A 12568-nucleotide genomic window follows, 5' to 3' on the forward strand; every position below is an offset into this window, starting at 1 on the left:
TAGACGATCTCGAGACGATCACGCCGGTTCATGGTTGAGCCGTGTCGAGCTGATCGGAACGGAGTGGCGAGAGCGATCGCATGTGCCCTCGCCACTTGTGACGTGCAGATGACGCTGACGTCGTCTGTTTTATTTCGTTGAAGCGGGCGACGATACGTCTTGTGCGTAGGGACCGGACGATCGGCTTCGGCGGAGCGTTTCCGGTGGCCCAAGACGCTCGTCACGCGGCCGGAAGGTTGAGGATTTGGACGAGGGCGCGCCGTTGGCGCGGATCCTCGGCGGACAACGATGGATACCCGAACGGCAGTACCAGCCAAGCCAATCGATCAGATCGACCGCGAGAGTCTCGGCGGTACCATTTCCGTGTCCGATCTGGTCGAACAGATATGGGGCTTCATTCGCCGCCAATATCTCGTCTTTGTCATCGTCACCGCCTGTTCGATCGGTCTTGGCCTCGTCTATCTGCTGACGACGCCTGCGCGCTACACCGCGCATGCGATGATGCAGATCGACTCCAGCAAATTGCGTGTCCTGCAACCGCAGCAGGTGTCGTTCTCGGACACGCCGCTCGACACCACGCAGGTCGAAACCCAGGTCGAAGTGCTGAAATCCGAAGGACTCGGGCTGTCCGTGGTCAAGGAGATGCGGCTGACGGAGGACCCGGAGTTCGCAGGCAACGGAGCGCGGCTTTGGGGATCCGGCAATTCGGCGCAGGACGCCGAAAGCCGGCAGTCCCAGGCCCTGGATGCCTTGCTGCGTCAGCGCAGCATCAGCCGGGTCGGCCGCACCTACGTCCTCGACATTGCCTTTACCTCGCTGCGCCCGAATCGCGCCGCTGAGATCGCCAATGGCATTGCCGAGGCCTACATCGTCGATCAGCTGGAATCGAAATACCAGGCCACGCGGCGGGCCAGCAAATGGCTCCAGGACCGGATCACCGAGCTGCGCGAGCAGGTCTCGGCCGTCGATCGCGCCGTGCTCGACTACAAGGAAAAGAACAAGATCTTCGACATCGCCGTCGCTCCTGCGGCCGGCGGCGCCAGCGCCAGCGCTCGTTCGCTCGAGGAACAGCAGCTTGCGGAGATTTCCAGTCAGCTGAGCACCGCGCGCGCCGCGAGCACCGAGGCGAAGGCGCGGCTCGATCGCATCCAGGAGGTCCTCAAGATGGAGATCCCCGATGCCTCCGTGGTGGATTCATTGCGAAGCGAGATCGTCATCCGGCTGCGCAACCAGTATCTCGATCTCGCCGCGCGCGAAGGCCTCCTCTCGCAACGCTATGGAAGCGACCATCAGGCCGCGATCAATGTGCGCGCCCAGATGGACCAGATCCGCCAGTCCATCACCGACGAGCTGCGCCGCATCGCCGAAAGCACCAAGAGCGATTATGAGATCGCGACGGCTCGGGAACAGTCGATCAAGAACAAGCTGGCGGACATGGTCTCGGATGCGCGCATCACCAACCGCGAGCGTATCGGCTTGCGCGAGCTCGAAAGCAACGCCCAGGCGATCCATACGATCTATGACAGCTTCCTCCAGCGCTATATGGAGGCGATCCAGCAGCAATCGTTCCCGATCACCGAGTCCCGCATCATCAGCGCGGCAACCGCGCCCAAGCAGAAGAGCAGCCCCCGGGCCTCCGTCGTCCTGGGCGTCGCAACGGTGCTTGGCCTTGCGCTGAGTCTTGCGGTTGCCGGCCTGCGCGAGGCGCTCGATCCGGTGTTCCGGAGCAGGCGGCAAGTCCACGAAACCCTTCAGGTCAAATGCCTCGCCGTCGTGCCGCTGCTCGACGCTCCGCCGCGATCGCGCCTGCTCGCGCGATGGCGGCGAAACGCCATGCAGGATGCTGCCGTCATGCCCGCCGGCGCAGATGCGATGCTCGGCCGGGTGGTGCTCGATCCATCGTCGCTGTTTGCCGCCTCGTTGCGCTCGATCAAGGTGGCGGTCGACGTCAGCACCGCGGGCCAGCGCAGCAGGGTCGTCGGTTTGATCTCGACGCTGCCGGACGAAGGCAAGTCGACGATCGCCAGCAATTTCGCGGAGCTGATCGCGCATGTCGGCAAGAAGGTCATTCTGGTCGACGGCGATCTCCGCAATCCGACGCTGAGCCGGGCGATGGCCCCGGATGCGGCGAGCGGCCTGCTCGAGGTTCTCGCCGGAGAGGTCGGACTGCACGATGCCGTTCGCACCGCGCGCGGGCCCGCCTTCCTGCCGACGGTCCTCGGGTCCCGTGATGCTCACGGCAGTGAGCTTCTCGGCTCGGAGGCGCTCAAGATGCTGATCGAGCAGCTGCGGGAGACATATGAGTACATTATCATCGACCTGCCGCCGCTCGGTCCTGTCGCCGAGGTGCGCGGAACGGCAGGCATGATCGATTCATATGTTCAGGTGATCGAGTGGGGCCGATCGCGCAAGAACACGGTGCGACAGCAGTTGCTCGGAGCTCCCGAGATCTACGAGCGGTTGCTCGGCGTGGTGCTCAACAAGGTCGATCTCAAGGAATTCAGCCGGCATGAGACGCTGGATGCCGTCGGCGGCCAGAACGGCTATTATTAAAAGTTGAAGCTGCGCCAAATCGCAACCTCAGCTTAGGGTAACAGAAGATCATCCTCATCTTCCGGACCCACTGTGGCTCCGTGCGGGCGGCGGGATTACCGGCCGCTGGCCGCAGCTCCGATTTTTCCTTTAAATCCGCGATCGAATTTGCGATGCAGGCTCCAGGGGTTGAAGGCGACCTGAGTCTGGAGGGGAATTTTGGCAGGACGCCGGTGTGTGCTAACAGGGCCGCGGGACCGGCCGGGGGCATCGGGCGAGCGCAAATTAACCATCGGCAATGCGATGGTCGCGCAGAAGGCTTTACTGTGGGGACAATTCGCGCCAAGCCTGTCGCTACGAAGCTACTTTTCATTAGTAAGTTGAAAAGGTTAACTAATCCCGCTTTGCTAGGGCAAAGCGGGGACATTGGCCGGAGAGGGCGAGATGGTCGGCAGGAGACATGATTCGCGGGAAATTTCGGACAAGTTGGCCCAGGCGGATCAACTCGCGGCCAGAGGCAAGACCCAGCGCGAGATATCGAAGGCGCTCGGCGTCAGCATCATGACCTATCATCGCTGGAAGAAGATGCTCAAATCTCCCGAGCCGGCGATGGATGGGACAGGCGGCGCGATCGAGATCGGCTCGAGCGTTCCGCGCGATGCCAGCTCCGAAGACACCATCAAGCGCCTCGAGGTGGAAAACGCGCAACTGCGACGTCTTGTAACTGACATGTTGCTCGAGAAACTGAAGTACGAGGAGGAGCTGCGTGCACGCCAGGAGCCGCGGCTCCGGCGCCCCGAGAAGGGCTAGCGCGTCTGCGAGCAAAGTGAACGCCGGTTCACATCGGGAAAGTGCGTCAAAACGAGAATCCGGAAGCCCCGTTCCGATGTCCTCGGAACGGACATGGCGCTAGGGCATGATCCGGAAAAGTGCGCAGCGGTTTTCCGAAAAGATTATGCTCAAACAATAACCTAAAGCGCGATGACGATTCATCCTCATCTCATCGCGCTTTAGGGCCTGATCCCCAAAGGGGGAGGCAAGGGGAAGGACGAGGCAAGCGACGCGGGAAGCGGCGAAGCCGACAACGCGAGCTCAACGGCCGGTTTGGCCTGCTCGGCACCGAACGATACCCAGACGTTTGGATCCGTCGCGCTCTGGCGCGACAGGTATCGATAATTCGTCTCGTACCAGAACAGGATTTCCGGCGTCTGGTTGTCGAGGATCATTTCGCCCCGATCGGACCGGACGGTCAGGACGGCATGGCGTGTCCTGGTCTGGCCGTGCTCCTCGACGATGGTGATGAGCAGCGCGCCCTGGGGCCAACCGGTCTTCGCAAGCAGCTTGCGCTTGAGCAGGACCATGTCTTCACAATCGCCGCGGTCGAGCGGGTAGGCCCAGCGCTCGGTTTTTCCATAGAGCTCGGTATCGCTGGTCCACGTCACGCGATCGTTGACGTATTTGTTGATGTCGTAGAGTTGCTGGAGCAGCTCCGGCGTGAGGGTCACGTCGCGCGCCTGATCGGCTGAGGGCTTGCATTCGTCGGCGTTTGCAGCGCAGAGCTGGAGCCAGCCATTGGGCGCCTTGGTCGCGTTGCCGATCGCGGCGAACAGCGCCGGTCGGGCAAGGAAGGCGTGAGCCGGGAGCGCATCCCAGACGAACAGGGCGGCCGCGGCAGCCGCGGCGGCGGTCCACGCGCGAAGCCGTCTGGCGGTCCGCCCCTCCATGCAGAACTTCGTCATGCCCATTCCCCACCGGATTCCGGGTGGGAGGTTCGCAAAGACCGCTCGCGATCCCGCTAAGCAATTGTTTCAAATTGAATGGATCGGCGCGAAAGCTCTGGCGCCGCGGCGGCCATGGTGTGATTTCAGTTAAGATTCAACGATGGTCGCTCCGCAGCGGCTCCCAGATCTCGATATCGCGATCGCGCGTGAGCAACCCGGGAAGCGCCTCGTGCCAGGCGTCGCGATAGGATCGCTTAATCTGGACATTCAGGACCTCTTCATGGCTCTCCCAGGTCTCGTAGAGCATGAAGCGATATTCGGATGCCGGATCGCGGTGCAGGACCGCCTGGTGGAATGTCGGCTCGTTCCGCATCGCATCGAGCACCGTCCCGAGCAACCGCAGAAAATTTTCGCGCTGCTCAGGCACGACGTCGAACTTGATGACGTAGGTAACCGGCATGGGTGAATTGCCTTGATGTTCGCCCTGGCGGGAATTGCTGCCAGTCGACGTGAGGATGCATCACGCGACTGGGGCCGGTCGATTACCTCCCAGGTAAGAAGGACGCGGGATGTACGCGTGAATTCGGCTGCGCAGCTCAGCCCGACGCTGCATCTGCCTCGGCCTCGGACATCGACACCCGCGCCGGATGGCTGAAGATTTCGAATTCGTTCCCCCGCGCGACACCGACCAGCGTGATGCCGCTGGCCTCCGCCGTTCGCACGGCCAGTGCGGTCGGCGCCGACATGGCGACGATCACGCCGGCACCGATCGCAGCGGTCTTCTGCACCATCTCCACCGAGATGCGGCTGGTGAGAACGACGGCGCCCGCGCGCCCGGATGTCCCTTCGCGCGCGAGAGCGCCGGCGAGCTTGTCCAGCGCATTGTGGCGGCCGACATCCTCCCGCACGATCATGATCCTGCTGCCCGGCTCGAAAAATCCGGCCGCGTGAGTGGCGCGTGTCACGTGATTGAGGATTTGCGACTCGGAGAGCGCCGCGATGGCCGAACTGACCTGTTCGGACGTGAGGCCAGTCGGCCGCTCGACTGGCGGTGCGATGCGGCGGGCTTCATGCAAGCTTTCGATGCCGCACAGGCCGCAACCGGTCGGTCCGACGAGGTGCCGGCGTCGTTGCTTCAGCAGGCGCCCCGCGTTCGGCCGCAACCATAGCCGCAGCTCGATGCCGTCGGCGCTGGGCACGACCGTGAGCTCCTCGATCTCGCCGATGTCCGTGATGATCCCCTCGGTCAGGCTGAATCCCAGGGCGAGGTCGGTCAGATCGCCGGGGCTGGCCATCAGCACGGCGGCGGTCGTTCCGTCGTAGACGAGCGCCACGGGACATTCCTCGGCCATGACGCGCGTGTCATGCATGCCGCTCGACGTGAGCCGGGGCATTTTCACCGAGGCCTTGGGGGCAGAGGCACGATCGCGTGCGTTGAATTGGGAGCCGTGCATGAATGCTTGCCTTACGTCTGTTCATCGACGCGCGAGCGCGAGCAAGGTTCCGAAACGTCCAGGAACTTGCGATCGGATCTCGGGTTCTTCGCGTGCAGGGCTTGCACGATCGAAGGACATGTCATGCGGCAAAAGGCAAAGGTCGAGACCTATGATGCTCCGGCAGGTGGCTGGGGCTCGCTCAACGCCGTTGCTCACATCCTGACACAGGAAGAGGTCGCGATCCTCGGCAGCGAGATCCTGCTCAAGCAGAACAAGTCCGATGGCTACATGTGCGTGAGCTGTTCCTGGGCCAAGCCGGCGAAACCGCGTCCGTTCGAGTTCTGCGAGAATGGCGCCAAGGCAACGGCCTGGGAGATCACGCGCAAGACCGTGACGCCGGAGTTTTTTGCACAGCACAGGCTGGCCGAGCTTCAAACCTGGTCCGACCATCAACTGGAGGAGCAGGGGCGCCTGACGACGCCGATGCGGTACGATCGCGCCAGCGACAAATATCTGCCGGTCGGCTGGGACGAGGCCTTCCGCGAGATCGGCGCCGAGCTGAACCGCCTCGATCCGCGTTCCGTCATCATGTACACGTCCGGTCGTGCCTCGCTCGAAGCGAGCTACATGTACCAATTGTTCGGCCGGATGTACGGCACCAGCAATTTCCCCGATAGTTCCAACATGTGCCACGAGACCACATCGGTGGCGCTGCCGGAGGTGATCGGCGTTCCCGTCGGCACGGTGCAGCTGGAGGATTTCGAGACCACCGATTGCGTCTTCTTCTTCGGCCACAACACCACGACCAACGCGCCGCGCATGCTGCATCCGCTCCAGGAGGCGGCGCAGCGCGGTGTGCCGATCGTGACCTTCAATCCGCTTCGCGAGCGCGGCCTGGAGCGCTTCGTCAATCCGCAAAATCCGGTCCAGATGATTGCGGGCGGGACCCGGATCAGCTCGCAATATTATCAGGTGCGGGTCGGCGGCGACGCTGCGGCGATCATCGGGATCTGCAAATTGGTGATCGAAGCGGATGATCGCGCCGTAGAATACTGCGAGCCGCGCGTGATCGATGTCGACTTCATCAGGCAGCACACCTCTGGCTTTGACGAGTTCGCGAGGTTCTGCCGCGCGCAGGACTGGAACGAGATCGAGCGGGCGTCCGGCCTGCCGCAGTCGGCAATGCTGGCGGCCGCGAACACCTACATGGCGGCGAACGCCGTGATCGCGAATTACGGCATGGGCGTCACCCAGCACAGGCACGGGGTCGAGACGGCGAAGATGATCGTCAACTTGCTGCTTCTGCGCGGCAATATCGGCAAGCGTGGCGCCGGGATCTCGCCGATCCGGGGCCATTCCAATGTCCAGGGCCAGCGCACGGTCGGCATCTCCGAAAAGACCAAGCTCGTGCCGCTCGACAAGCTTGCCGAGCTCTACGGTTTCGAGCCGCCCCGATGGGATGGTTTGTCGACGGTGGACGCCTGCGAGGGCATCCTGAAGGGCGAGGTTTGCGGCTTCGTCAGCCTTGGCGGCAATTTCCCGCGCGCCGTCCCCGAGCGGTCCTTGATGGAGCCCGCATGGTCACACCTGCGCCTGTCGGTGCAGATCGCGACCAAGCTCAACCGTACCCATCTCGTGCCGGGAGAGATCACATACCTTCTGCCGTGCCTCGGCCGAATTGAGATCGACCAGCAGGCGAGCGGCGCGCAGGCGGTGTCGATGGAGGCTTCCACCGCTTGCATCCATGGCTCGCGCGGCCAGCGCAGGCCGGTGGCCGAACATCTTCTGTCGGAGCCGGCGATCATTGCCGGTCTCGCCAAAGCGACATTGAAGCCCAATCCCGATGTCGGTTGGGACGCCTGGGTCGCCGATTATTCGAAGGTTAGGGACGCCATCGAGCGCACCTATCCCGATCAATTCAAGGACTTCAATGCGCGGATGTTCGAGCCCGGCGGCTTTGCGCGGCCGCTCGCGGCCCGCGAACGGAAGTGGAAGACCCCGAACGGCAAAGCGAACTTCACGGTTCCGAAGGCGGCCTTCGCGCCGCCGCGCGAAAGCGACGGCATCTACGAGTTGATGACGATGCGCGCGGACGGGCAGTTCAACACCACGATCTATACCGAGGACGATCGCTTTCGCGGCATCACGGGCGGTCGCTACGTCGTGTTCATGAATCCTGCCGACATGGAGGACGACGGGCTGAAGTCGGGGGATACCGTCACGCTGGTGACGGAAGCGGGCGATGGCGTCGAGCGCAGCTTGAGCGAGCTCCAGGTCGTGCCCTACGGCATCCCACGCAGGAGCGTCGCGGGCTACTATCCGGAATGCAACGTGTTGATACCGCTCTGGCACTATGCGGAGGGCAGCAAGGTCCCCGCGGCGAAATCCGTTCCGGTACGGCTGTTCAAGGACATCCCGCCCGAGATCCTCGATGACGGAGAGGCTCCGATTTCGGCGACCTGAACGCGAGCTGGCGGTGGAGGACGATGAGGGACAGCACGTCGAAAGTCGCCGATATCACGAACGCCGTTCACCTCTGCATCGACATGCAGAATATTTTCGCGCCCGGCGGGCTGTGGGCGACGCCGTGGATGGAACGGGTGTTGCCGACGATTGCCGTCATCGCTTCGCGCTACCAGGCCAGGACGATCTTCACGCGCTTCATCACGCCGCAGGGTCCGGAAGATCGGCCCGGACAATGGCAGAGCTATTTTCACCGTTGGCGCGAGGCTACGCGCCGGCACCTGCCGCCATCCGCGCTCGAGCTGGTGCCGGCGCTCGGCCGGTTCGTTCCGCCGGCCGTCGTCATCGACAAGCCGGCCTATTCGGCGTTCAGCAATCCCGGTCTTGCGACCCTGTTGGTCGAAAAGCACGTCGGCGCGGTCGTCATCACCGGGGCAGAGACCGATGTCTGCGTTCTGTCGACGGTCCTTAGCGCGGTCGATCTCGGTTTCAGGGTCGTCATCGTCGAGGACGCGCTGTGCAGCTCATCCGACGTCGGACACGATGCGCTGATGACGATGTACCGCACCCGCTTTCACGGCCAGGTGGATCTCGTGACCGCCGAAGAGCTGGCGGAGTTCTGGCGCGCGTAGAATGCACGAATCGAACCAGCTCATGCGAGCGCAACGTCGGCCGGCACCGCTCTCGGTCGCGCCGGCCGCGGATCGCTCTCCCCGGATCGCATGCTCAGATAGGCCGGGTCGAAGCCGGCAAGCCGGACCAGGCCGGGCCAATCCGTGATCGTCATGGTCTTGCCTTGCCATTGCAGCAGGTTGCAGCGGCGAAGCTCCTGGATGGTGCGATTGGCGTGCACCGGGGACATGCTGCAAGCGGCCGCGATGTCGGATTGGGTGAACGGCGACGACAGCTTGAAATCCCTGGCAAGGCCGACGGTTTGCAAACGTGTGGTGATCTCGCAGAGCAGATGCGCCACGCGCGTCAACGCATCGCGGCTGCCGAGGTTGACGGTCCAGTTGCGCTGGATCGCGTGATCTGCCAGCAGCATCAGCAGCAGGGCGTGCGCCATCGCCGGCGAACGCGCCGCCAACTCGCGAAAGAAGCGATGCGGCACGAGGGCGACGATCGCGGGGCCGAGCGCAATCAGATTGCCGTCGACGCGCGGGCGATGGAGCGTGTGCAGGTTGGCGATGTCGCCGGCAACGCAAATCGATGTGATCTGCCCATCCGCGCTTTCCGGATTCTGCCAGGACAAATAGCCCTGGAGCAGCAGGCAGCATTGGGTCGTCTCGTCGCCATGGCGAAGAATGGCCTGATGTGCGCCGACATGCGCAATGCCGCTCGGCATGTTCGCGAGAAGGTCGAGATCGTCGGCGGTCAGGTCGGCAAGGCTCGCCAGACGATCGGCGAGCCTCGAGTAAGCAAATCCTACTTGCATGCGATGTCCGATGGCCCGCCGCCCGCGTCGGACTTTGGCCGAGATGGGCGGCGGAAAGCATTAACCTTTGATACGTTTGCGTCGACGAATGGGCCGGGAGCAGCCATGTCGCATGATCGCGTGAGGTCAGGGAACTGTGTTCGTCAATCGGCTCGCCGAACCAAGGTTCCCAGCGTTCAATTGACGTTGTCGCCGAGCATGTTGCGGAAGGCGGTGATGACGGCGGCAACGCCACTCACGCCTTGCATGAGCGCGATCTCGCCCTGCTGCTCGTGGCGAATGGCATGAGCCATGATGCGCAGGCGCAGATCACCGCGGCTGTGCCACATCTGGTCAGCCATCCTGACCGCGCCTCTGTGATGCTTGCTCATCGCTGCGACGAACAACGCGTCGAACTGGTCCGCCGGCGCGGTCTTGACCTGCCGCATCTCGTTCGGCGTCAGGAAGCCCGGCATGGCGGCACGTTCGTCCGTGCTGCAATCCGGCATGTCCGTGTCGAACCAGCTCAGCCACCAGGTCTCGAAAATCCTGTTCTCACCGGACTGGCTTGCGACCATCAGCATCGCGAGCTTGCGCAGATGCGGGTCGCGGGCGCGTTCGGCGCCGCTCTGCGCGAGCTCGATACCCTGCGTGTGATGCGTCGTCATGTGGCGGAGATAGGCCTGGTCGGCATCCTTGTCGCGGCCCATCCACGGCAACTCGTAGCCGATGCTGCCGAGCAGCGCGATCGTGCCGAGCACTGCAATCGCGGCAACCGCGCCGGTGACCCAGGCATTGGTGAAGCGCACGTCTCGTGCCGGTGCGTCGCCCGGCATCCAGCGCAGCCACGCGAACAGGGGATACATCACGGCGGATGAGCCGTGGACGAGCAGGCCGATCCAGTAGGGCTGTTGCAGAGTGAACAAGGGCTGCCAGAACGGAAACAGCGGCACCAGCACGAACCATTCCATGGCCGAGGAGAACACCGCCCAGGGCAGCGCGAGCAGCAGGATCGTCAGCGGCCGCAAATCGGCGGTCCAGCGCCCGAGCGCGCCGAAGAAGACCAGCGCCCAGGAAAAATCCGCCCATTGGTGAAAGGCGATGCCGGCGAGGATCGCGCTCCACGACGGCTCGGAGCTGATTGCCCAGTCGCGCGCCGGAATGGCCGCGACCGTCATCCAGTCGACCGCGGCATCGCGGCCGATCCGGGCGGCGAAGAGCTGGCTGATGATGGTCGAGAAGCTGCTGCTGATGAGGCCGAGCGCGGCAGCGGCGATCCAGCGTGAATGCCGCCGACGTATGGAGAGTAATGAGGTGCTCTCGCCAGTGTGTTGAAGGGAGATAGCCGGCTGCACGGCGATTCACGTGAGCTGCTTGAGCTTCTTCAGCGGATTGAGCTCGCTCGGCTGGCCCTGCTCGTCGCGGCCGCGCTCGGCTTGCGCCTTCCCGTCGTCGTGGAGATCCTGATCGCCGATGAGCTCGCCGACGGCTTGCCTGGCCCTGCCGACGATCCGCTCGCGAAGACCCTTGGTCTTGCCCATGAGCTGCCTCCGATATGGCCTGCCTCCAGGCTCACGCCGCTAGCCCCGGCGCGTGAAGGGGGGGCGAGCGCCGGGGCTGCGGTCTAGTACGCTTCCGGAAGCGGGGGGACGCCGGAAGCGTTGATGAGACTCGCTGATGCGCCGATGGTTCCTGCGGTGATTACCGGTCTCGAGCCCGATGATCACCCCTTCATTGCCCTGGAGCAGGGTGGTGGCGTCCGGCAGCGGCGCGGGCGGTCGGTCCGGATGTGTCGACATCAGCAGGCGGCCATGGCCTTGCCAGTGCCATTTGCGCGACGCGGATATCGTCACGGGGCTCAAGAACAAGATCCAGACCACGGTGGCGAACGTCACGACGAACGAGATGCTGGCCAAGCAGCATCGCAAGATGGCCGAGCCGGGCACGGCCAAGTCGTAAGGCCAGGGCGCTGCAATTTCCGCGCAGCGATGCGGCAAATTCCGCGCGGCCAAACAGATGGAGGGCGTCGATTCACATACCCTAATGCGCCGGGGCTCGTAAGCGATCAGACTGCCCTGGCTGGAAGAGGGGCTGCGATGGCAATGGATCGCGTCGAACAGGCGTTCGTGGCAACCGCCATCACGGGTTTTGTAGTGATGCTGGTGGCAATCGTTTGGATGATGGTGAGCTGAGCGGGGAGGCCTGTCTTGCGCGTCGCGCTGCCCTATGCTGCGGTTCTCCTGTGCCTGGCGGTGACCGTCTGGCTCGCTTTCGCGCATCTGTTCTGATCCCGCAAACCTCTGAACTCAGCGGTCTCGTGCGGTTCTCTGCCTGTCGCGGCGCGCCGCGTTGCGGCGCTCCTGCTCCAATTCGTCGCGCAGACGCTGCCCGCTGACCAGATGGTCGCTCCTGCGCAGCAGTGCCATGGCCTCGCGAACCAGGTCGTGCGAATGGCTCAGGAGTTTTCGGTCGAGGGGAGAGTCCGGTACATAGATCATCGACGGCTCCTTGCGCGTTGAGAAGTGCAAAGCAAGACGCCTCGTTGCGTGTCAGGCCTGCGGATCGGCGATGAGCGCGGCCAGCTTCCGCGCCATCGCCGGAAGATCGATCGGTTTTTCCAGCAGCGGCACGTCCTGGAATTCCGGACCGAGGGTGATCTTGTCGTATCCCGTGGTGAACACGAAGGGCACGTTGCGTGCCTTCAGCTCGCGCGCGATCGGGAAGATCATCTCGCTGCGGATGTTAACGTCGAGCACGGCGGCATCCAGGACGCTGCCGTCGTGCAGGATCTTGAGCGCGTCCTCGAGGTGACCGACGGGACCGGCGATCTCCGCGCCGAGCGCGCGGAACGTATTGCTGATGTCGTCGGCGAGAAAATATTCGTCCTCGACCACGAAAATGCGCCGCCCACTCAGTTGCGCGCGTTGACGTGACGATGTCGGCGATACCGCCATGGTGCCTCCGGCATTCGCTTCGAGCCCATAGGAACATAAGACGGTGGC

The 12568-nt window shown here is 63.6% G+C and carries 12 protein-coding genes and 1 pseudogene; 5 read left to right on the forward strand and 8 right to left on the reverse strand.

Annotated elements, in window-relative coordinates:
* Positions 1 to 288 precede the first annotated feature (288 nt).
* Together BRAGE_RS48430 and BRAGE_RS0111810 are read left to right on the forward strand one after the other, a co-directional pair.
* A complete protein-coding gene (locus tag BRAGE_RS48430) occupies positions 289 to 2553 on the forward strand; it encodes an AAA family ATPase (protein ID WP_035729628.1) in 2265 nt (754 codons plus the stop codon).
* Between the two features lie 405 nt (positions 2554 to 2958).
* On the forward strand, positions 2959 to 3342 hold the full coding sequence (locus BRAGE_RS0111810; RefSeq protein ID WP_027559739.1) for a helix-turn-helix domain-containing protein: 384 nt from the start codon (positions 2959 to 2961) through the stop codon (positions 3340 to 3342).
* 200 nt (positions 3343 to 3542) lie between these two features.
* Here BRAGE_RS0111810 and BRAGE_RS48435 read toward each other — a convergent pair whose 3' ends face one another.
* The 3 genes from BRAGE_RS48435 to fdhD all read right to left on the reverse strand — a co-directional run bounded on the left by BRAGE_RS48435 (position 3543) and on the right by fdhD (position 5707).
* On the reverse strand, positions 3543 to 4271 hold the full coding sequence (locus BRAGE_RS48435) for a transglutaminase-like cysteine peptidase (RefSeq protein WP_159073926.1): 729 nt from the start codon (positions 4269 to 4271) through the stop codon (positions 3543 to 3545).
* Between the two features lie 136 nt (positions 4272 to 4407).
* On the reverse strand, positions 4408 to 4713 hold the full coding sequence (locus BRAGE_RS0111820; protein ID WP_027559738.1) for a putative quinol monooxygenase: 306 nt from the start codon (positions 4711 to 4713) through the stop codon (positions 4408 to 4410).
* A 136-nt stretch (positions 4714 to 4849) separates the two neighbouring features.
* Positions 4850 to 5707 (reverse strand): formate dehydrogenase accessory sulfurtransferase FdhD, encoded by an 858-nt coding sequence (fdhD, locus tag BRAGE_RS0111825; protein WP_084334355.1) that lies wholly within the window; start codon positions 5705 to 5707, stop codon positions 4850 to 4852.
* 123 nt (positions 5708 to 5830) lie between these two features.
* Between fdhD and BRAGE_RS0111830 the strand changes: the two genes are divergently transcribed.
* Both BRAGE_RS0111830 and BRAGE_RS0111835 read left to right on the forward strand, forming a co-directional pair.
* Positions 5831 to 8152 carry an FdhF/YdeP family oxidoreductase gene (locus BRAGE_RS0111830; RefSeq protein ID WP_027559736.1) on the forward strand — a complete coding sequence of 774 codons (2322 nt, stop codon included), beginning with the start codon at positions 5831 to 5833 and terminating at the stop codon, positions 8150 to 8152.
* A 23-nt stretch (positions 8153 to 8175) separates the two neighbouring features.
* Complete coding sequence (locus BRAGE_RS0111835; protein WP_027559735.1) at positions 8176 to 8784, forward strand: cysteine hydrolase family protein; 609 nt, start codon at positions 8176 to 8178, stop codon at positions 8782 to 8784.
* 20 nt (positions 8785 to 8804) lie between these two features.
* Here the strand turns inward: BRAGE_RS0111835 and BRAGE_RS0111840 are convergent, their stop codons facing one another.
* From BRAGE_RS0111840 to BRAGE_RS0111850, 3 genes are all read right to left on the reverse strand, one after another.
* Complete coding sequence (locus tag BRAGE_RS0111840) at positions 8805 to 9587, reverse strand: Crp/Fnr family transcriptional regulator (RefSeq protein ID WP_027559734.1); 783 nt, start codon at positions 9585 to 9587, stop codon at positions 8805 to 8807.
* Between the two features lie 176 nt (positions 9588 to 9763).
* A complete protein-coding gene (locus BRAGE_RS0111845; protein WP_084334353.1) occupies positions 9764 to 10921 on the reverse strand; it encodes a DUF305 domain-containing protein in 1158 nt (385 codons plus the stop codon).
* Between the two features lie 6 nt (positions 10922 to 10927).
* Positions 10928 to 11107, reverse strand: a complete 180-nt coding sequence (locus BRAGE_RS0111850; protein WP_027559732.1) for a hypothetical protein — start codon at positions 11105 to 11107, stop codon at positions 10928 to 10930.
* Between the two features lie 295 nt (positions 11108 to 11402).
* Between BRAGE_RS0111850 and BRAGE_RS54470 the strand changes: the two are divergent.
* Positions 11403 to 11525 (forward strand): annotated as a pseudogene (locus BRAGE_RS54470) (SDR family NAD(P)-dependent oxidoreductase); the annotation flags it as partial.
* 347 nt (positions 11526 to 11872) lie between these two features.
* Here BRAGE_RS54470 and BRAGE_RS0111870 read toward each other — a convergent pair.
* Both BRAGE_RS0111870 and BRAGE_RS0111875 read right to left on the reverse strand, forming a co-directional pair.
* A complete protein-coding gene (locus BRAGE_RS0111870) occupies positions 11873 to 12064 on the reverse strand; it encodes a hypothetical protein (protein ID WP_027559731.1) in 192 nt (63 codons plus the stop codon).
* Between the two features lie 51 nt (positions 12065 to 12115).
* Positions 12116 to 12520 (reverse strand): response regulator, encoded by a 405-nt coding sequence (locus tag BRAGE_RS0111875; protein ID WP_027559730.1) that lies wholly within the window; start codon positions 12518 to 12520, stop codon positions 12116 to 12118.
* Positions 12521 to 12568: the final 48 nt, after the last annotated feature.

It is taken from the genome of Bradyrhizobium genosp. SA-4 str. CB756, from assembly GCF_000473125.1.
Lineage (GTDB): Bacteria > Pseudomonadota > Alphaproteobacteria > Rhizobiales > Xanthobacteraceae > Bradyrhizobium > Bradyrhizobium arachidis.